Source organism: Pseudomonas asplenii (assembly GCF_001293465.1).
Lineage (GTDB): Bacteria > Pseudomonadota > Gammaproteobacteria > Pseudomonadales > Pseudomonadaceae > Aquipseudomonas > Aquipseudomonas fuscovaginae_B.
This window is the reverse complement of record NZ_JSYZ01000009.1, coordinates 136,514-158,482: the sequence shown is the minus strand read 5'-3', so window position 1 is coordinate 158,482 and position 21,969 is coordinate 136,514. Positions and strand designations below refer to the sequence as shown.

Annotated in this window: 8 protein-coding genes; 4 read left to right on the top strand and 4 right to left on the bottom strand. The window is 66.7% G+C overall.

The features are described 5' to 3' along the window. Window positions 1-21: 21 nt before the first annotated feature. The 4 genes from PF66_RS12505 to PF66_RS12490 are packed head-to-tail and all read right to left on the bottom strand — an operon-like array spanning window position 22 to window position 2,691. Window positions 22-597 (bottom strand): DUF6162 family protein, encoded by a 576-nt coding sequence (locus tag PF66_RS12505; protein WP_054060506.1) that lies wholly within the window; start codon window positions 595-597, stop codon window positions 22-24. Then, on the bottom strand, window positions 594-950 hold the full coding sequence (locus PF66_RS12500) for a hypothetical protein (protein ID WP_054062864.1): 357 nt from the start codon (window positions 948-950) through the stop codon (window positions 594-596). Before PF66_RS12500 ends, PF66_RS12505 begins: the two co-directional genes overlap by 4 nt. Further along, on the bottom strand, window positions 947-1,486 hold the full coding sequence (locus PF66_RS12495; protein WP_054060504.1) for a hypothetical protein: 540 nt from the start codon (window positions 1,484-1,486) through the stop codon (window positions 947-949). The genes PF66_RS12500 and PF66_RS12495 overlap by 4 nt, the downstream gene beginning before the upstream one ends. Then, window positions 1,483-2,691 carry a PepSY-associated TM helix domain-containing protein gene (locus PF66_RS12490; protein WP_054060503.1) on the bottom strand — a complete coding sequence of 403 codons (1,209 nt, stop codon included), beginning with the start codon at window positions 2,689-2,691 and terminating at the stop codon, window positions 1,483-1,485. The genes PF66_RS12495 and PF66_RS12490 overlap by 4 nt, the downstream gene beginning before the upstream one ends. Before the next feature lie 288 nt (window positions 2,692-2,979). Between PF66_RS12490 and PF66_RS12485 the strand changes: the two genes are divergently transcribed. The 4 genes from PF66_RS12485 (at window position 2,980) to PF66_RS12470 (ending at window position 21,969) form a co-directional block, all read left to right on the top strand. Beyond that, window positions 2,980-3,963, top strand: coding sequence for a TauD/TfdA family dioxygenase (locus tag PF66_RS12485; protein ID WP_054060502.1), 984 nt, complete (start codon window positions 2,980-2,982; stop codon window positions 3,961-3,963). Between the two features lie 167 nt (window positions 3,964-4,130). Then, window positions 4,131-7,544 carry a non-ribosomal peptide synthetase gene (locus tag PF66_RS12480; RefSeq protein ID WP_054062863.1) on the top strand — a complete coding sequence of 1,138 codons (3,414 nt, stop codon included), beginning with the start codon at window positions 4,131-4,133 and terminating at the stop codon, window positions 7,542-7,544. Continuing rightward, complete coding sequence (locus PF66_RS12475) at window positions 7,541-15,373, top strand: non-ribosomal peptide synthetase (protein ID WP_054062862.1); 7,833 nt, start codon at window positions 7,541-7,543, stop codon at window positions 15,371-15,373. Before PF66_RS12480 ends, PF66_RS12475 begins: the two co-directional genes overlap by 4 nt. 38 nt (window positions 15,374-15,411) lie before the next feature. Then, window positions 15,412-21,969 (top strand): amino acid adenylation domain-containing protein, encoded by a 6,558-nt coding sequence (locus PF66_RS12470; RefSeq protein WP_425357895.1) that lies wholly within the window; start codon window positions 15,412-15,414, stop codon window positions 21,967-21,969.

Below are 21,969 nucleotides of genomic sequence, written 5' to 3'. Positions count from 1 at the left end.
GTTAACGGTCTTTGGAGCGGCTCAGTGCCGGTGCTGGCGGGTCACGCCGGCGTCGAATTGCGCGACCACCTGCTGCCAGCCGGCGGCGATCAGGGCGCTGTCGGTGAGGTCGCCGGGCGCGGCCGGGCCGTTGCCGCGGCTGAGCCAGATATCCGGCGCGGCGTTGGTGTCGTTGCCCACCCGCATCAGGAACGAGCCGGCCGTCGTCGTGACCTGGCTCAGGCCGAGGTAGGCATGCTGCTCCAGCAACTGCCAGGTGTGGCCGCCGCGGCTGACCGAACTGGCATCCTGGACGAAGGGCGCAAAACCTTCTTCGGCCAGTTGTGCGGGGGAGGGCAGTGCCTGCTGGTCCTGCTGCAACAGGCGGATCTCGTCGAGGGTGACCCGCAGGTCGGCGTAGATGCCCTGTTCGCCCGGCGTGAGGTCACGGCGGGCGTCCAGTTGATGGGGCGCGAGCGCGGCGACATCCGGTTTCTCGCCGTGCAGCGCCACCACGGAACCGGCGACCAGCAGCACGATCAGGCAGAACAGCAGCACATAGAGGGTTTCATGGCCGGCACCGGCGGGGCGCACGACCTGGGTGGTGGATGTACTCATGGGGTTTCGATGTCCGCCTTGTCCACTTCCACGACGTGGCCGGGGCCGGCGTCGAACAGCACGTAGAAGTCGCCATCGGGTTTCTTGAAGGTCCGCGTCGAGTCATCGCCCAGCTTGCCGGGCAGCAGCACGGTTTCGTCATAGCCGATCACGTCCAGGGTGACGCCAGCGGCGCCGCTGCCATCGGAAAAACCGCCCTTGCACTGGATCTGCTCGGCGTCGATCTGCTTGCACTCGCACATCGGGTTGTGGGCCCAGGCATTCAGGCTGAAAGCGGCGGCTGCCAGCAGTGCGCTACCGGCCAACGACTGGCGCAGGATGCGTGGGGAGAGGAAGCGAGGTCGTGGGCTCATGGGCGGGCACCTTGTTTTTTCAGCCAGGCAATGGTTTGTGGCGAAGCCTTGCTCAGGGGGACGGAGGCCTGGTGTACCGAGCCGTCCCAGCCTTCGAGGGTGACCCACAGCTCGGCGTCGTCGGCGGTGTTCTGCGGGATCGGCACGACGGCGCCCATGCGGTAGGGGGTGCCGAAGAAAATCACCCCGGCTGCCCGCAGGCTGCGGGGCTTGCCGACGCGCAGGTAGGTGGCCTTGACCTGCCCGACGCACTGGGCGCAGAGCGTGGCATTGAAACTCTTGAAGTAGCCGGCGGGACCATCGCGGCGCGGCGCTTCATCCCACAGCTCGGCCAGTTGCAGGCTCCAGGGCCCGGCCTGCAGCTCGTGGACGTGCTGGCCCAGTCCGGTGTCGCCACGAAACAGCGCCGCGTCCGAGAAGTAGCGCGGCATGAAGCCCAGCGGGATCAGCACCAGCAGAATGTTCAGGTGAAAGCGCCACTTGTGCCAGAGGCGGTTCAGGGGCGAGATCGGATGTGCTGCTTCAGCCTTGCTCACAGGTTGACCTCCGGAGTTTCGGTGCCGAGGGCGCTACGGGGCCTGGCCTTTTCGGCCCGTTCGGCCTTGTTGCCGCGTTTGAGGGCATTGAGCGTGGCCAGGGCGGTACGCTTGCTCCAGATCAGCAGGCCGCTGAGCACCATCATGCTCAGCAGCAGGCCGAAGAAGAACCAGATCAGCTTGACCCACAACCCGCCGAAGTCACCGGTGTGCAGCGGGCGCATCGACTCGGTGACGAACTCCAGGCCCGTACGGTCCGACAGCAGGCGCGACTGCTCGATCTTGCCGGTGTAGGGGTTCAGTTCCAGGGTCTGGTACATCAGCGGGTACCAGCTGCGGCCGCCGACCTCGAAGGCACTGTAGGCATTGCCCGGCAGGCTGATGAAACTGGCGTCCAGCCCGGGAACCCGCTCCTGGGCGATACGCAGGGCCTCGTCGGCACCGAGCCGGGGTGCCGGTCTGCCATCGGGCATCAGTGGCGCACTGTCGTGGGAGATGATGGCCGGGATGGGCCGGGTGGCGATGCTGACCTGGTTGTCGGCGAGAATGGCCTGGATCAGGAACCAGGTGCCGGTGATGGAGATTACCGCGATGAACCAGATCGACCAGATACCGCTCAACCGATGGAAGTCACCCCAGAAGATCCGGGCCCCATGGTTGAAGCGCAGGGTCGGCTTGAAAAAGCCTTTCCAGAAGCGTTTGTACACCACCAGGCCGGTGATCAACGAAGCCAGCATCGGTATCCCCAGCAGCGACACCAGGTACCAGCCCCAGCTGTAGCCGTCGGTGAACGGCACCAGCCACCAGCCGTGCAGGGCGCGGGTGAAGTTCTTGAAGTTGAACGGCGGGCTGATGCCCTGGATCACCCCGGTATAGGGGTTGACGTAGACCGTCACCGAACGTCCGTCCGGGTAGCCGATATCGGCCAGCAGGGCGAAGTGGCTTTCGTCCGGGCGCTGGATCGACTGCACGATCAACTCGGGCTCATTCTTCTTGATGGCGGCCAGTACCTGGTCGTAACTGAGCAAGGGCGCGTCATCGCTAGGCTTGCTGGCGCGGATATCCGGGTTGGCCAGCCAGACGATCTCCTGGCTGACTACGGCCAGGGTGCCGGTGACGCAGACGATCAGGACAAAGAACCAGATGGGTAGCGCCAGCCAGCTATGGACCAGGAACCAGATTTTCGAACGTGACTTCTTGGACATGGAAAGCGGATTCTCGACATCGGAGGAGGGTGCGGGGCCTGAGAGGGAGCCGCGCACCCGAAAAAACCGGTCGTGGCTTTTGCCTACGCGAACGGCTGCATCTTGATGAGACGAATGAGCGGGCAAAAAACGCAGGGCTATATGAAAGTAAATGTTTCAGCGGCCGACAGCCGGCGTCCGGTACCGGCTAATTTTCCCCCTCGACCATCCGTTCCCTCCTGTGAAACCCGCTGTATCCCGCGTTCGGGCGTTGGGGCGGCGGCCGAGGATCAAGGGAGAAGAGTCGTCATGAACAATGCGTTGAGTTTGGATATCCGGCCGTTGCTGACCGGTTCGGGCACCTTGCCCATGCTGATCCAGGCGCCTGAGCCCGGGCTTGACCTGCGCGAGGCATTCGCCGAGTGCAAGGTGCTGATCGACCAGCACCTGTATCGGGCTGGTGGTGTGCTGCTGCGCGGTTTCGAGGTCGGCGGCGCCGAGGCCTTCCGCGAGTTCGCCGCGGCTTTCGGTCACCCGCTGCTCAACTATGAGTTCGGCTCGACTCCGCGCAGCAACGTGACCAAGGGGGTGTACACCTCCACCGAATACCCGGCGCACCAGAGCATCCCGCTGCACAACGAGCAGGCCTACACCCTCGAGTGGCCGATGAAGATCTGGTTCTACAGCATGATCGCGGCCCAGACCGGTGGCGAAACGCCGATCTGTGACAGTCGGGAAGTCTATCGCCGGGTGCCGGCACGGATTCGCGAACGGCTGGTCAGCAAGGGCCTGATGTACGTGCGCAACTACGGCAACGGCCTGGACGTGGACTGGAGCCAGGTGTTCAACACCGAGGACGAGGCGGTGGTCGAGGCCTACTGCCGGGCCCACGCCATCGAATGCGAGTGGAAGGATGACGGCGAGTTGCGTACCCGCCAGCGGTGCCAGGTGGTGGCGCATCACCCGGTGACCCGGGAAATGGTCTGGTTCAACCAGGCGCACCTGTTCCATGTTTCCAACCTGCAGCCCGAGGTGCGCGAGACGCTGCTCGATGTGGTGGACGAGGAGGACCTGCCGCGCAACGTCTACTACGGTGACGGCTCGGCCATCGAGGTCGACCTGCTCGACGAGGTGCGTGGGGTGCTGGACGAATGCACCATCAGCTTCCCCTGGCAGGAAAACGACGTGCTGATGCTCGACAACATGCTCGCCGCCCACGCCCGTTCGCCATTCACCGGCAAGCGCAAGGTGGTGGTGGCGATGGCCGAAGGCTATTCGCAACCCGCCGGTTGACGCCGTTCGTCCCGATTGCCGCATCGATCCGCAGATTTCTACCACTCTCCTTCGCCCTACCCGAGAAACCGCCGGCCGGCACGCTAAATCCTCGGGTTGGCGGTTCGTCCTTGTTGATACGACCAGGCCCCACCGGCCGTGCCGCCGATCAGCAAGGACCCTCTCACATGAAGCCCCAAGACGCACAGAAACTCGCTCGCCGTTTCATCGAGCTGCCCCAGGACAAGCGCAGTCTCTTCCTGGCTGCCATGGATCGGGAGGGGGTCGACTTTTCGCTGCTGCCCATCGCCGCCTGCGAGGGTGTCGCCGAGCGGGACGGCCTGTCCTACGCCCAGCAGCGCATGTGGTTTCTCTGGCAGCTCGATCCCCGCAGCGCGGCCTACAACCTGCCGATGGCGGTGCGCTTGCAGGGGCCGCTGGACCTGGCGGCGCTGGAGCAGGCCTTCAGTGCCCTGATCGCCCGGCACGAATGCCTGCGCACCACCTTCGGCCAGGACGGTGAGCGGGCGTTCCAGCGGGTCGCCCCGGCGAGGGCGGCGACGGTACGGGTTGACGATCTGCAGCAACTGGACGAGGCGCAGCGTCGTGTCCGTGCCCGGCAGATCATGGCCGACGAGGCCGGACAGGCGTTCGACCTGCAGCAGGGACCCCTGCTGAGCATCCGCCTGCTGCGCCTGGCCGAACAGGAACAGGTGTTGTTGCTGACGCTGCACCACATCATCGCCGACGGCTGGTCGATGAACATCCTGATCGAGGAATTCAGCCGTTGCTACGACGCCTGCGTGGCCGGCTCCACGGCCGAGCTGTCGGCCCTGGCCGTGCACTACCGTGACTACGCACTGTGGCAGCGCAGCTGGCTCGAAGCCGGCGAGCAGGCGCGGCAACTGGCCTACTGGCGCGAGCACCTGGGGGAAGAGCATCCGGTGCTCGAACTGCCCACCGACCGGCCGCATCCGGCCCAGGCCAGCCATCGTGGTGCGCGCCTGGAAGTGCGGGTCGACAGCGACCTGCGCCAGCAGCTCAAGGCCCTGGCCCAGCGTCAGGGTGTGTCGCTGTTCGTGGTGCTGCTGGCCTCGTTCAAGAGCCTGCTGCATCGCTACAGCGGCCAGAGCGATATCCGTGTCGGTGGCCTGATCGCCAACCGCACCCGCAGCGAGACCGAAGGCCTGATCGGCTTTTTCGTCAACACCCAGGTGCTGCGCAGTGAAGTCCGTGGCCAGACCCCGTTCGTCGAGTTGCTGCACAGTCTGCGCCAGGCCGCCGCGGGCGCGCAGGCGCATCAGGAACTGCCGTTCGATGCGTTGATCGAGGCCCTGCAGCCGGCCCGTAGCCAGAGCCACAACCCGCTGTTCCAGGTGATGTTCAACCATCAGCCGCTGGTTACCGACGTACAGGGTCGGCAATTGGCGAGTGGGCTGCGGGTTGCCCTTCTGGACGAGGAACAGGGCGTCGGGCAGGGCCGCCAGCATGCGGCCGCCAGCGACCTGATGCTGGAAACCCGCGAGGAGGGCGAGCAACTGTTTGCCGCGTTCACCTATGCCACCGATATTTTCGACGGCGCGACCATCGAACGCCTGGCCGGCCACTGGCGCAACCTGCTGGTCGCCGTGTGCCGCGATCCGCAGCAGCCGATCGGCCAGTTGCCGATGCTGGCGGCAGAGGAAGTCGCCGACCTGCTGGGCCGTGGTGACGAGAGGGAGGTACCCGCGGACAGCCCGTTGTCGATGGTGCAGTTGTTCGAGGCCCAGGCCCGCCGTACTCCCGACGCTACCGCGCTGATCCTGGCCGACGCTGCCCAGGCGCCGAGCCTGAGCTATGCCGAACTGAATCGCCGGGCCAACCGCCTGGCACACCTGCTGCGTGGTCACGGTGTCGGCCCGGAAGTGCTGGTGGGTCTGGCGATCGGCCGCACACTGGACCTGGCCGTGGCCATTCTGGCGGTACTCAAGGCGGGCGGTGCCTATGTACCGCTGGACCCGCAGATGCCGCCGGCGCGTCTGGCCCATGTGCTGCAGGACAGTGGCCTGAAACTGCTGTTGACCCACAGCCAGTGGCTGGATGGGCTGCCACCGCTGGGCGATGTCGAAGCCCTGTGCCTGGACCGGATCAATGATGGCGGTTATGCCCAGGCCGATCTGGAACTGGCGCCGGCCCCGCAGTCGCTGGCCTATGTCATCTACACCTCGGGTTCCACCGGACGGCCCAAGGGCGTCGGTATCAGCCACCAGGCGCTGGCGGAATTCGTCGCCCGGGCTACGGAGTACAGTGAGTTGCTGGCGAGCGACCGGGTTCTACAGTTCGCCACCAGCAGTTTCGACGGTTTTGTCGAGCAGTTCTTCCCGCCGCTGAGCCTGGGCGCCTGCGTGGTGCTGCGTGATGAACGGTTGTGGGACAGCACCACGCTACACGAGGCGATCCTGCGCCATGGCATCACCCTGGCCGACCTGCCGGCCGCCTACTGGCACCTGCTGGTACAGGACTGGGCGGCCCGCCCACCCGCCGGTTATGGCGCCCTGCGCCAGATCCACATCGGCGGCGAGGCCATGGCCGTCGACGGCCTGCGTCTGTGGCCGCAGGCCGGGTTGGGCGGCGTGCGCCTGGTCAATACCTATGGCCCGACCGAGGCGACCGTGGTCTCCAGCACCTATGACTGCACCGGGCTGTCGGCCGAAGCGGTGTCCTGGCGCGGCGTGCCCATCGGTTTCGGCCTGGCCCGGCGGCGCCTGCTGGTGCTCGATGGCGACCTCGAACTGCTGCCCCGGGGTGCTGTCGGCGAGTTGTACATCGGCGGGCCGGGGTTGGCTCGCGGCTACCAGGGCCAGCCGGCCCTCAGTGCCGAGCGTTTCATCGCCGATCCCTTCACCCCGGGTGAACGGCTTTACCGCACCGGCGACCGCGCGCGCCTGCGCGAGGATGGCGCGGTGGAGTACATCGGGCGGGTCGACCATCAGGTCAAGGTCCGCGGTTTTCGTATCGAGCTGGGTGAAGTCGAGTCGCGCCTGCTGCAATGTCCCGGCGTGCGGGAAGCCGCGGTACTGGCCCTGCCTTTGGCCGGAGGCACGCAACTGGTCGGCTACCTGGTGCCCGACCAGGCCCTGGAACCGGCGCAGCAGAGCCTCTGGCGGCTTGAGGTCAAGGCCTCCCTGCAGGGCCGCCTGCCGGACTACATGATCCCCTCGCACCTGCTGGTGTTGCCGCGGATGCCGCTGACCCCCAGCGGCAAGCTGGACCGCAAGGCCCTGCCGGTGCCCGATCCGAGCCAGTTGCAGGCCAGCTACCGCGAGCCGCAGACCGAGACCGAACGTTGCCTGGCGACTATCTGGGAAGAGGTGCTGCAGGTACCCCGGGTCGGGCTCGACGACCACTTCTTCGAGTTGGGTGGCCATTCATTGCTCGCGGCCCAGGTGATCGCCCGGGTCAAGACCCGTCTGGAGGTCAGCCTGCCGCTGCGCAGCCTGTTCGAGAAACCCCTGCTGAGCGAACTGGCCGCCGAGTTGGCGATGCTGGCGCAGGGCGCTGCAGATAACGACTGGGCCGACATGGAACAGTTCATGAGTTCGTTGGAGGAGTTTGGAGCATGAGTGGCAACCCTGCGGTACGTATCGCCAAACGATTCATCGGCCTGCCCCTGGCGCAGCGTCGGCAGTTCCTGGCGAAGCTGAGCGAGGAGGGCAAGGATTTCAGCCTGTTGCCGATGCCGGTCAGCCGCCATGAGGTGGCGCGGATCCCCTTGTCCTATGCCCAGCAGCGCCTGCTGTTCCTCTGGCAGCTCGACCCCGGCAGCGCCGCCTACAACATGGCCGCCGGTCTGCGCCTGCAGGGTCGGCTTGACGAATCGGCCCTGCAGCGCGCCTTCGAGCATATCGCCTTGCGTCATGAAGTCCTGCGCACGGTGTTCCAGGTCGACGGCGAGCAACCCTGCCAGGTGATCCTCGGCCACCTGGGCGTGCCGCTGAGCAGGCTGGACCTGTCGGGTTGCGCCAGCGAGACACGTGAGGCCGAGCTGGCCGAGCGGGTGAGGGCGATCACCGCGCAACCCTTCGACCTGCTCAACGGACCATTGCTGCGGGCCAGCCTGATCCGGCTGGCCGCGGACGAGTGGGTGCTGGTGGTGAGCATGCACCACATCGTTTCCGATGGCTGGTCGATGGACGTGATGGTCAGGGAGTTCGTCCAGGCCTACCAGGCGTTCAGCCAGGGACGCGAGCCGGGCCTGGCGCCCCTGCCGTTGCAGTACGCCGACTATGCGATCTGGCAGCGCAGCTGGCTGGAGGCCGGCGAGGGTGAGCGGCAGTTGGACTACTGGCGTCGGCAACTGGGCGACGAGCAGCCGCTGCTGGACGTTGCCGCCGATTTCCCACGGCCGCCGGCGCAGAGTTTCGAGGGCCGGACCCTGAAGTTCGACTTCGGCGTCGAGCGCTCGCGGCAACTCAATGCCTTCGCCCGCGGCCAGGGCATCAGCCTGTTCATGCTGGTCCTGGGCGGTTATTCGCTGTTTCTTTCGCGCCAGTCCGGCCTGCGCGACATCCGTGTCGGCGTGCCGAACGCGAACCGCGGCCGCCCGGAAGTCGAAGGCCTGATCGGCTTTTTCGTCAACACCCAGGTGCTGCGTTGCGAGGTCGACGAGCGCCAGAGTTTCCTTGAACTGCTGGGCCACCTGCGCGAAAGCAGTTTCGGTGCCCAGGCGCACCAGGAGTTGCCGTTCGAGCAACTGGTGGATGCCCTGGCACCTGAGCGCAACCTGGATCACAACCCGCTGTTCCAGGCCAAGTTCAACCAGAACGTCGGCATGCAGAAGCAGCGCTCGATGCAGTTGCCGGGTCTGAGCGTGGCGGAATACCCACTGCACAAGGACGGTACGCACTTCGACCTGGCCCTGGATATCACCGATGACGGTACGCTGATCCATGGCGAGCTGACCTATGCCAGCGACCTCTACCGGCACGCGACGGTCGAGGGTTTCGTACCGGCGCTGCTGGCGCTGTTCGATGCCTTGCTGCAGGCGCCGCAGGCACCGCTGTTCAGCCTGAATCAGCCGGTTCCATCACTGCCGGCCGCCAGCCCGGAGCCCGCGCCGCTGGTGCTGCGGCACTGGGACGCCCAGGTTCGTCGCCAGCCCGAGGCGCTGGCGGCCCGTTGCCTGGAGCAGACCTTGAGTTTCGCCGAACTGGACCAGGCCGCCAACCGCCTGGCCCACCACCTGCGTGCGCGGGGTGTGGGCATTGGCGAGCCGGTCGCGGTGCTGATGGAGCGTTCGCTGGACTGGCTGACCAGCCTGCTGGCCATTCTCAAGACCGGTGCGGTGTACATGCCGCTCGACACCAAGGCCCCGGATACACGTCTGCGGCAGATGCTCGAACGGGCCGGGACACGTCTGCTGTTGTGCGCCGCAGGCGATGCACGGCTCGCCGACCTGGTACCGTCCGGGTGCGGCGCGCAGGCCTTCACCCCGGCGGACTGGGACGAACAGCCAGCCGCTGCGCCATCGCTGGAGTTGTCGGCGCAGTCCGCGGCCTACGTGATCCACACCTCCGGCTCCACCGGCCAGTCCAAGGGGGTGCTGGTCAGCCATGGCGCATTGGCCAGTTACGTCCAGGGCCTGACGCAACGCCTGGACCTGGCGCCAGGCGCCAGCATGGCACTGGTCTCGACCATCGCCGCCGACCTGGGGCACACCATGCTGTTCGGCGCCCTGTGCGGCGGTCGTACCCTGCATGTGCTGCCCGAGGCCCTGGGCTTTGACCCGGACGGCTTTGCCCAATACATGAGCGAACATCGGGTCGGCATCCTGAAAATCGTTCCCGGGCATCTGTCGGCCCTGCTGCAGGGCGGTCGGCCGGCGGACGTCCTCCCCGAACATGCGCTGATCGTCGGCGGTGAGGCCTGCGCGCCGTCACTGGTGCGCCAAGTGCGCGAACTGAAGCCGGCCTGCCGCTTCATCAACCACTACGGGCCCAGTGAAACCACCGTGGGCGTGCTGACTCACGAAGTGCTCGCCGACGCGTCGCTGGAGCGTGGCATCGCCCTCGGCCAGCCGCTGCCCGCTGCCCGGACCCTGGTACTGGACGACGTGCTCAACATCGCCGCTGCGCAGGTACCGGGCGAGCTGTACATCGGTGGCGCCAGCGTTGCCCTGGGGTATCTCGGGCAGCCGGGGCTGACCGCCGAACGCTTCCTGCCGGATCCTTTTGGCGAGCCGGGCAGCCGGGCCTACCGCAGCGGTGACCGGGTGCGCTGCAACCGCCAGGGCCTGCTGGAGTTCATGGGGCGCAACGACGACCAGGTGAAGATCCGGGGTTACCGTGTCGAGCCCGGGGAAATCGCCCGGTTGCTGCAGGGCTTCGACGCCATCGCCCAGGCGGCGGTGCTGGCGCTGCCGATGGAAGACGACGCCGCGCGCCTGCAACTGGTGGCCTACTGCGTGCCGGCGGCCGGCGTGGTGTTACAGGTCGAAGACCTGCGCCAGCGTCTGCAGGCGTGCCTCAGCGACTACATGGTGCCGACGCAGATCCTGCTGCTGGAACAGCTGCCGTTGACCGCCAACGGCAAGCTGGACAAGCGGGCGCTGCCCAAGCCGGGTCCGGTCAAGCAGCAATACGCTGCTCCGGAGGGGGAGATCGAGGAGAAACTGGCCGCGGTCTGGGCCGATGTGCTCAAGCTCGAGCGCGTCGGTCGCCACGACAACTTCTTCGAGCTGGGCGGCGACTCGATCCTCAGTCTGCAGATCATCGCCCGGGCCAAGCGCCAGGGGCTCAAGCTCAGTCCCAAGCAATTGTTCGAGAAGCAGACCATCGCGCAACTGGCAGCGGTGGCCAAATTGATCGAGAAGAAGACGGCTGCCGAGGCACCGCGGCGGATCAGTGGCGAACAACCGTTGCTGCCGATCCAGGCGCGCTTCTTCGATATGGACATTGCCCAGCGCCAGCACTGGAACCAGTCGGTGATGCTCAAGCCGTTGCTGGCACTGGAGGCCACCCACCTGGAGGCGGCGCTGGCCAGTCTGCTGGAGCATCACGATGCCTTGCGCCTGAGCTTCGTCGAGCAGGCTGGACAATGGCAGGCGCGTTATCGCTCCACCGGCGCCAGTGTCCTGTGGTCGCGGGAGCTGGAGGATGTCGCCGGGCTCGGCGCCTTGGCCGATGAAGTCCAGCGCAGTCTCGACCTCGAAGACGGCCCGCTGTTGCGTGCACTGCTGGTGCACCTGCCCGAGGGGGAGCAACGCCTGCTGCTGGTGATCCATCACTTGGTGGTCGACGGCGTGTCCTGGCGGATACTGCTCGAGGATCTGCAGAGTGCCTACGCCGCCATCGCTACCGGTCGCGCCGTGCAACTGCCGGCCAAGAGCACTGCGTTCCAGCTCTGGGGCGAGCGCCTGCAGGCCCATGCGCGTAGCGAGGCGCTGGCGGCCGAGGCTGATTACTGGCTGGACAACCTGGACGGTGCCGCTGCGCAACTGCCCAACGACCATCTGGAGAACCCGCTCCCCGGCATCGGCCACGCCACCTCGCGGCTGAACAAGGCACTGACCCGGCAACTGCTCAGCGTTGCCCCGGCGGCCTACCGCACCCAGATCAACGACCTGCTGCTGGCCGCCCTGGCCCGGGTGCTTTGTGACTGGAGCCGGCAGCCGTCGGTGCTGATCCAGCTGGAAGGCCACGGTCGCGAGGACCTGTTCGACGACCTCGACCTGAGTCGTACGGTCGGCTGGTTCAGCAGTCTGTTTCCGGTCCGCCTGACTCCGCAGGCCGATCCGGGCGGTTCTATCCGTGCGATCAAGGAGCAACTGCGAGCGGTGCCGAACAAGGGCATTGGCCATGGCCTGCTGCGCTACCTGGCGGACACGGATTTCGCCCGCCAACTGCAGGCCCTGCCCGAAGCCCGGGTGACCTTCAACTACCTCGGCCAGTTCGACGGCAGCTTCGACCAGGCCGAAGGGGCGCTGTTCGTGCCCAGCGGCGAAAGCAGCGGCGCCAACCAGGCCGAGGAACGGCCGGCCAATTGGCTGAGCCTCAACGGCCAGGTGTTCGATGGCGAGCTGGAACTGGACTGGGGCTTCAGTCGTGCGCTGTACCAGCCGTCGACCATCGAGGCCCTGGCCCGGGCCTATGAGCAGGAACTGGCGCGCCTGGTCGAGCATTGCAGCCAGGGCGGCCAATTGGGCGTGACGCCGTCCGACTTCCCGCTGGTGAAGCTGACTTCGGCACAACTGCAGCGCCTGCCGGTGGCCATGGCGGATATCGAGGACATCTACCCGCTGTCGCCGATGCAGCAGGGCATCCTGTTCCATGCGCTCGACGAACCGGACGGCGCGGCCTACACCAACCAGTTACGGGCCGATGTGCGGCACCTGGAGGTCGAGCGGTTCCGCGCTGCCTGGCAGCAGAGTCTGGATGGTCATGAAGTACTGCGCTCGGTGTTCGTCTGGCCGCAGGAGTTGGCAACGCCGCTGCAGATCGTGCGACGCCAGGTCGAAATGCCGCTGGTGGTGCATGACTGGCGCGAGCGCGGTGATCTGTCGGCGGCCCTCGATCAACTGGCGCAAGATGACCTGGCGACCGGTTTTGAACTGGGGCAGGCCCCTCTGTTGCGCGTGACCCTGGTGCGCACCAGTACCAGTGATTATCACCTGATCTACACCAGCCACCACATCCTGATGGACGGTTGGAGTACGTCGCAATTGTTCGGTGAGGTGCTTCAGCGTTATGCGGGAGCCACCATTAGCCGGGGTGCCGGCCGTTACCGTGACTACATCGAATGGCTCGGCCAGCGTGATGCCCGTGTCAGCCAGGCATTCTGGGCATCGGCGCTGGCCGACCTGCAGGAGCCGACCCGACTGGCCAATGCCGTCGTTAGCCGACAGGCGCTGGCTGTCGGGCATGGCGAGCATGAGCATGGTTTCGGTACCGTGCTGACCGCTGACCTGAATCGCTTCGCCCGCGAGCACAAGGTCACCCTCAACACCCTGGTACAGGCCGCCTGGCTGGTGCTGCTGCAGCGTTACACCGGCCAGGACTGCGTGGCCTTCGGGGCCACCGTGGCGGGGCGGCCAACCGATCTGGCCGGGGTGGAGCAGCAGATCGGCCTGTTCATCAACACCCTGCCGGTGGCGGCCTCGCCCTCGGCGCAGATTCCGGTGGTGGCCTGGCTGCAACAGGTACAGGACCTCAACCTGGCGTTGCGTGAGCACGAGCATACGCCGCTGTACGATATCCAGCGCTGGGCCGGGCTCGGTGCGGGCGGGCTGTTCGACAGTCTGCTGGTGTTCGAGAACTACCCGATGGCCGAGGCGCTCGGCCAGGCTTCGGGGACGGGTCTTGCATTCTCGGCCATCAGCCGTCAGGAACAGACCAACTACCCACTGACGCTGGTGGCCGTGACCGGCACCGAGCTGAACCTGGAACTGAGCTATGATCGGGCCTGCTTCGACGCACCGACCGTGGCGCGCCTGGGGCGTGAGCTCGAGCACCTGCTGCGGGCCTTCATGGCCGCGCCGCAGCAGGCACTGGGCAACCTGGAACTGTTGGCCGGCGAGCCACGCCAGGCGGCGCTGGACTGGGGCAAGGGTACCGTCACCGCGGTGGATTCGCGCGACGTGGTCACCCGGATCGATGCCCAGGTACTGGCCCAGCCGCAGGCGCCGGCGATCCTGTTCGCCGGGCGCGAACTGGACTACGCCAGCCTGGATCGCAGTGCCAATCGCCTGGCCCACAAGCTGCGCGAACTCGGCGTAGGGCCGGAAGTGCGGGTCGGTGTCTGCCTGAGCCGCACCCCACGGATGATCGTCAGCCTGCTGGCGATCCTCAAGGCCGGCGGCGCCTATGTGCCACTGGACCCCGAGTATCCGCAGGAGCGTCTGCTGCACATGCTGGAGGACAGCCACGCGACGGTGCTCTTGAGCGAGCCGCGCCTGCTGCAATACCTGCCCCGGAATCTGTCGTCGCAGGTGCTGCTGGTGGAGGAGGGCGAGGACTGGCTGCAGGCCTATCCAGCCCAGGCTCCCGCCGTTTCGCTCCAGCCGCAGAACCTGGCCTATGTCATCTACACCTCCGGCTCCACCGGCAAGCCCAAGGGCGTGGCGATCAGTCACGGCAACCTGGCGGCGCTGATCCAGTGGTCCGTTGGGGTTTATGGCATCGAACAGTTGCGTGGGGTGCTGGCCTCGACGTCGATCTGCTTCGACCTGTCGGTGTGGGAGATCTTCGTCACCCTCGCCGCGGGCGGCTACCTGGTGCTGGCGGACAACGCCCTGGCCCTGGCCGACCTGCCGCAGCGCGAGCGGGTCAGGCTGATCAACACCGTGCCGTCGGCGATCGCCGCGCTGCAGCGTGCCGGGCAGATCCCGGCGTCGGTGCGCACCATCAACCTGGCCGGCGAGCCCCTGAAACAGACGCTGGTGGACAGCCTGTATGCCAGCACGGCGGTCAGCCAGGTCTACGACCTGTACGGGCCCTCGGAAGACACCACCTACTCGACCTTCACCCTGCGCAGCGCCCGGGGCTCGGCGAACATCGGCCGGCCGCTGGACAACACTGACGCCTACCTGCTCGACAGCCAGTTGCTGCCGGTGCCGGCAGGGGTGGCGGGGGAGTTGTACCTGGCCGGTGCCGGGGTGACCCGTGGCTACCTGATGCGGCCGGGGCTGACCGCCGAACGTTATGTGCCGAACCCGTTCGGCGCCGCTGGCGACCGTCTGTACCGCACCGGCGACCTGGTGCGCCAGGGCGAGCGGGAGCAGATCGAATACATCGGGCGGGCCGACCACCAGGTGAAGATCCGTGGCTTCCGTATCGAGCTGAGCGAAGTCGAGGCACGCCTGCTGCAACAGCCGGCAGTGCGCGAGGCGGTGGTCCTGGCCCAGGACGGTGCGGCGGGCAAGCACCTGCACGGCTACGTCGTGGCGACGCAGGCCGGTGATGATGCGCGAGCCTTTGTCGACGGCCTGCGCAATACGTTGGCCGGGCAATTGCCGGCGCACATGGTGCCGAGCCACCTGCACCTGATCGACGCCTTGCCGCTGACCCCCAACGGCAAGCTCGATCGCCAGGCGCTGATCGCCCTGGGCGGCAACCCGTTGCAGACGCACTACCAGGCGCCGCAGACGGAGCTGCAGCGCGAGGTCGCCAAGCTCTGGCAGGAGGTGCTGGAGGTCGAGCGGGTGGGCCTGGGCGACAACTTCTTCCAATTGGGTGGCCATTCGTTGCTGGCGACCCTGGTGGTGACGCGGATTGCCGAGCGCCTGGGTGACAAGGTCGCGCTCAAGGAGTTGTTCGCGGCGCAGACGCTACTTGCCTTCTGCGAACGCATCGAGGCCCTGCGCGGTGGTTTGTCGCCTGCTCAGGATGAATTGGCTAAATCGCTGGAGGCCCTCAAACGTCTATCCCTCGATGATCTGGAAAAACTGGTTTCCTGACCGGTTTCTTGACTGATTTTTGTAAGAGGGAACAACGCGTGCAGGAGTTAATCGAGTCGGTAGGGCAACTTTCGGCGATGCAGCGAAAGGGGTTGGCCGCTCTGCTCAGGCAGAAGGGCATCAACCTGTTCGAGATCGCGCCGGTGTTCAAGCGCGCGGCCGATGAGCCGCTGCGCCTGTCCTACGCTCAGCAGCGCCAGTGGTTCCTCTGGCAATGGGCGCCGCACAGCGCGGCGTACAACATTGCCATGGCCCTGCGCCTGCAGGGTCGGCTCGATGTGACGGCGCTGCAGGGCAGCCTGCAGGCCCTGGTGGCGCGTCACGAGCCCCTGCGCACGGTATTCACCGAGACCGACGGGCAGCCGCTGCAGGTGGTGCTGCCGGCCGGCACCTTCGAGTTGCCGGTCGAGCGCCTGGCGGCCGGCGCGGGCGACGCGCAGGTCCAGGCGTTCGTGCTCGAGCACGGCCAGGCCCCCTTCGACCTGCGCAATGGCCCGCTGATGCGGGCCGCGTTGTTGCGGGTGGCGGACGACGAGCACGTGCTGGTGCTGACGTTGCACCACATCGTCGCCGATGGCTGGTCGCTGCAGGTGATGATCGAAGAGCTGGTGCAGTGCTATCAGAGCCTCAGCCAGGGGTTGACCCTGGAGCTGCCGGCCCTGCCGATCCAGTATGCCGACTATGCGTTGTGGCAACGCCACTGGATGGAGGCGGGGGAGCAGGAGCGTCAACTGGCCTACTGGCAGCAGCAACTCGGCGGCGAACAGCCGGTGCTGGAGTTGCCGACCGATCATCCGCGTCCCGTGTCCCGCAGTTTTGCCGGGGCGAGCTGCAACCTGACCCTGGAACCGGCCCTCGGCGATGGGCTCAAGGCCCTGGCCCGACGCGAGAGCGTCAGCCTGTTCAGCGTGCTGCTCGCCTCGTTCCAGGCCCTGTTGCATCGTTACACCGGCCAGGCCGATATCCGGGTTGGCGTGCCGGTGGCCAATCGCGAGCGGCCGGAGATCGAGCGCCTGATCGGCTTCTTCGTCAACACCCAGGTGCTCAGGGCCGAGGTCGATGGGCAACAGACCTTCGAGCAGCTGCTGCGCCAGGTCTGGCAGACCGTGCAGCAGGCCCAGGCCCACCAGGACCTGCCCTTCGAACAACTGGTCGAGGCCCTGGAGCCGGGCCGCAACCTGAGCCACAGTCCACTGTTCCAGGTGATGTTCAATCACCAGGCGCAGAGTCGGCTCAAGTCCGGCACCGATCTGGACGGCCTGCGGATCGAGCCGCTGCAATGGCAGAGCCAGACCGCCCAGTTCGACCTGGTGCTCGACACCAGCGAGAAGGCCCATGGCATCGAGGCCGTGTTCAAGTACGCCACCGACCTGTTCGAGCCGGCGACCGTCGAGGCCTTGCTACAGCACTGGGCGAGCCTGCTGCGGGCGATCGTCAGCGATCCGCGCCAGCGCATCGCCGAATTGCCGTTGCTCGATGCGGCGCAACAGCAGCAGGTGCTGGCGCGCTGGAATCCGGCCCCGCAGGTGCATCCGGTCGGGCGCTGCCTGCATCAGTTGATCGAGGACCAGGCCGAGCGGCGTCCCGATGCGGTCGCCGTGGTCTGTGCCGGCGAGCGGCTGACCTATGCCGAACTCAATGCCCGGGCCAACCGCTGGGCCCATCGGCTGATCGCCCGTGGCGTGGGCGCCGACGTGCGGGTAGGCGTCGCGGCCGAGCGTTCGCTGGAAATGATCGTGGCCCTGCTCGCGGTGCTCAAGGCCGGTGGTGCCTATGTACCGCTGGACCCGGCCTATCCCGAGGAACGCCTGCGTCACATGATTGATGACAGCGGCCTGAAACTGCTGCTGGCCCAGGGGCATCTGCTGGAGCGTCTGCCGGTGCCGACCGAGGTCGAGTGCCTGGATCTGGGGAGCGCCGGGGCGGATGGTTGCGAGGATAACCCGCAGGTCCGGGTCGATGTCGATAACCTGGCCTATGTGATCTACACCTCCGGTTCCACCGGCAAACCCAAGGGGGCGCTGCTGCCCCACAGCAACGTGCTGCGCCTGTTCGACGCCACCCGGCACTGGTTCGGCTTCGACAGCCAGGACAGCTGGACGCTGTTCCACTCCTACGCCTTCGATTTTTCGGTCTGGGAAATCTTCGGCGCCCTGCTCCATGGTGGCCGGCTGGTGGTGGTGCCGTACGCGGTCAGCCGTTCGCCCGAGGCCTTCCATGCATTGCTGTGCGACGAGCAAGTGACGGTGCTCAACCAGACCCCCTCGGCCTTCAAGTCGCTGATGGCGGTGGCGCTGGCGTCGCCGCGCGAACTGGCGCTGCGCCAGGTGATCTTCGGTGGCGAAGCCCTGGAGGTGCAGAGCCTGCGCCCCTGGTTCGAACGTTTTGGCGAGCGCGCGCCGACCCTGGTCAACATGTACGGCATCACCGAAACCACCGTGCACGTGACCTACCGGCCGTTGTCGCTGGCCGACCTCGACCAGTCGGCGGGCAGCCCGATCGGCGAGCCGATCGTCGACCTGTCCTGGTACCTGCTGGATGATGCCCTGAACCTGACACCGCCGGGTTGCATCGGCGAGCTGTATGTCGCCGGTGCCGGCCTGGCGCGTGGTTACCTGAACCAGGCGGGGCTGACGGCCACGCGTTTCGTCGCCAACCCTTTCGATCCGCAGGGAGGGCGGCTGTATCGCACCGGCGACCTGGCACGCCTGCGCAGCGACGGGGTGGTCGACTATATCGGCCGCCGCGACCAGCAGGTCAAGATCCGCGGCTTCCGCATCGAGCTGGGGGAAATCGAAGCGCGGTTGCAGGGGCATGATCAGGTCCGCGAGGCCGCGGTGCTGGCCCTGGACGGACAACTGGCGGCCTACCTGGTACCGAGCGATGCGACCCTGCTGGCCGATGCCGAGCGCCAGGCCGCGTGGCGAGGGACGCTGCGCGACTACCTGAAACGGCATCTGGCCGACTACATGGTCCCGGCCCACCTGATGCTGTTGCCGGCCTTGCCATTGACCGCCAACGGCAAGCTCGACCGCAAGGCCCTGCCGGCTCCCGACACCGCGCTGTTGCAGCAGGCCTATGTCGCGCCGCGCAGCCTGCTGGAGCAGCAACTGGCGGCGATCTGGAGCGAAGTGCTCAAGGTCGAACGGGTGGGGCTGGGCGACAACTTCTTCGAACTCGGCGGTCACTCGCTGCTGGCGACCCAGGTGATCGCCCGGGCACGGCAGGTGCTGGGTATCGACGTGGAACTGCGCAGCCTGTTCGAGACCCGTGACCTGGCCGCTTTCGCCGAGAGTGCCGGGCAGGGGGGCGGCACCTCTGCGCCGGCGTTTGTCGCCGTCGATCGCCAGACGCCTTTGCGGCTGTCCTATGCCCAGCAGCGCCAGTGGTTCCTCTGGCAACTGGAGCCGGACAACAGCGCCTATCACATTCCGGCCGCCCTGGCCCTGAACGGTCGCCTCGACCCGCAGGCGCTGCGCCGCAGTTTCGAGGCGCTGGTCGAGCGGCACGAGAGCCTGCGCACCACCTTTGCCCAACGCGATGGCGAGGCAGTCCAGGTGGTGCATCCGGCAGCGGCCTTCGATCTGCCGGTCGAGGTGCTGGGCGATATCGATGCCGCGGCCCTGATGACACGCATCGACCGTGAAGTGCTGACACCCTTCGACCTGCAGCAGGGGCCGTTGCTGCGTGCCCGGCTGCTGCGCCTTGGCGACGAACGCCATGTGCTGGTGGTGACCCTGCACCATATCGTCTCCGACGGCTGGTCGATGCCGATCATGGTCGATGAGCTGATCGAGGCCTATGTGGCCTTCAGCCAGGGCCAACGGCCGCAACCCAAGCCGTTGCCCTTCCAGTACGCCGACTATGCCCACTGGCAGCGCGACTGGATGGAAGCTGGCGAGCAGGCCCGGCAACTGGCCTACTGGAGCGATCAGCTGGGCAGTGAGCAGCCGGTGCTGGAACTGCCGACCGATCGGCCACGGCCATCGTTGCAGAGCCATGCCGGTGCCCGTACCCAGGTCGAACTGGATCGTGCGCTGGTCCAGGGGCTCAAGGGCATCGCCCGGCAGCAGGGCGTGACCCTGTTCATGTTGCTGCTGGCCTCGTTCCAGGCCGTGCTGCATCGGCATTCGGGGCAGAACGACATTCGCGTCGGCGTGCCGGTGGCCAACCGCGGCCGGGTGGAAACCGAAGGGCTGATCGGCTTCTTCGTCAACACCCAGGTACTGCGTGCCGAGTTCGACCTGCATACCCGCTTCGACCAGTTGCTGCAGCAGGTCAGGCAGGCGGTTCTGGGTGCCCAGGCTCACCAGGACCTGCCCTTCGAGCACCTGGTGCAGGCCCTGCAGCCGGAGCGCAGCCTGAGCCACAGCCCGCTGTTCCAGGTGATGTACAACCACCAGACCGAACTCAAGGGCGCGGTGCGACCCTTGCCGGGCCTCGAGGTCGAGGCACTGGACAGCGGCAGCCATACCGCCCAGTTCGACCTGACCCTGGACACCTTCGAAAGCGAGGAGGGCCTGCGCGCATCGCTGACCTATGCCACCGCGCTGTTCGACGCGGGCACCATCGAGCGCCTGGCCGGCCATTGGCGCAACCTGTTGCAGGCCCTTGTCAGTGATGGTGTGGAGCAGGCGGTCGCCGAACTGCCGCTGCTCGATGTCCGGGAAACGCAGCGGGTGTTGCAGGACTGGAGCCGGATCGAGGGTCATTACCCGGCCGAGCAGTGCGTGCACCAACTGATCGAGGCCCAGGCAAAACGCACTCCCGAGGCGGTGGCGCTGGTTTTTGGCGAGCAGCAGTTGAGCTATCGCGAACTGGAAGGCCAGGCCAACCGCCTGGCCCGCAAGCTGCGGGACATGGGCGTCGGCCCGGAAGTGGCGGTGGGTATCGCGGTCGATCGCGGGCTGGACATGGTGGTTGGGCTGCTGGCGATCCTCAAGGCCGGCGGCGCCTATGTGCCCCTGGACCCGGAATTCCCCGAGGATCGCCTGGCCTACATGATGCAGGACAGCGACATTCGCCTGCTGCTCAGCCACAGCCCGCTGCTGGCGCGGTTGCCGCTGCCGGCGGGGTTGCCGGTGCTGTGCCTGGACCAGGCCGGGGACTGGCTGCAGGGTTACGACGAGCAGCCGCTGGCGAGCCCGGCCCAACTGCACAACCTGGCCTATGTGATCTATACCTCCGGTTCCACCGGCAAGCCCAAGGGCGTGGCCATCGAACACCACGCCCTGAGCGCCCACTGCCAGGTGGCCATCGAGTACTTCCGCCTGGTGCCGCAGGACCGCGTGCTGCTGTTCTCCACCCTGAACTTCGACGGTTTCGTCGAGCAACTGTTCCCGGCCCTGTGCCGTGGGGCGGGTGTGGTGGTGCGTGGCAACGAGGTCTGGGACAGCACCACCTTCCAGCGCGAGGTGCTGCGTTCGGGCATCACCGTGGCCGACCTGAGCACCGCCTACTGGTACCTGCTGGCCCAGGACTTCTGTCGCCTGGGGTTGCGTGACTTCGGTGCGCTGCGCCAGGTCAGCGCCACCGGCGAGGCGATGCCGGCCGAGGGCATCGGCCTGTGGAAGCAGGCAGGCCTCGAACCTATCCGCCTGCTCAACACCTATGGCCCGACCGAAACCACCATTACCGCCAGTTACCTGGAGTGCGGGCCCTACGTGCGCGGCGAGTTGCCCCGGCCGGTGCTGATGCCGATCGGCCGACCACTGGGCGCACGGCGCATGTACATCCTCGACGCGGCGTTCAATCCGGCGGTGCAGGGCGGCAGTGGCGAACTGCTGATCGGCGGAGCGCTGTTGGCTCGTGGTTACCACCAGCGTCCGGCGCTGACCGCCGAACGCTTCATCCCGGACCCGTTCGACGAGCAGGGTGGTGGTCGGCTGTACCGCACCGGCGATGTCACCCGTTATCGCGACGAGGGCCTGATCGAGTACGTGGGGCGTATCGACCACCAGGTGAAGATCCGTGGCTTCCGCATCGAGCTGGGCGAGATCGAGGCGCGCCTGCAGGAGCATGTGCAGGTGCGCGAGGCCCTGGTGATCGACATCGACGGGCCGTCGGGCAAGCAGCTGGCGGCCTACCTGGTGCCCAACGACCCGGCGCTGGCCCTGGCCGACGCGGCCACCCAGCAGGTTCTGCGCGGGCAATTGCGCGACTACCTCAAGGCCGGCCTGCCGGACTACATGGTCCCGGCGCACCTACTGGTGCTGGCGCAGATGCCCATGACCCCCAACGGTAAGCTCGATCGCAAGGCCCTGCCCAAGCCGGACCCGAGTCTCTGGCAGCAGGACTATGTGGCCCCACGCAGCGAGCGTGAGCAGCAACTGGCGGCGATCTGGGCCGAGGTGCTGCAGGTCGAGCGGGTGGGCCTGCACGACAACTTCTTCGAGCTGGGCGGCCATTCCCTGCTGGCGGCCCAGGTGATCTCCAGGATTCATTCGGGTCTTGGCATCGACATTCCTCTGCGACTTATTTTCGAGAAACCGCAATTGAACGAATTTTCCCAAGCATTTGAAGACGCGGGCCTGGCCTTGACCGATGACGGGCTGTCCGACATCGAACGCATGATGAACGAAATGGCGGAGGCCTGA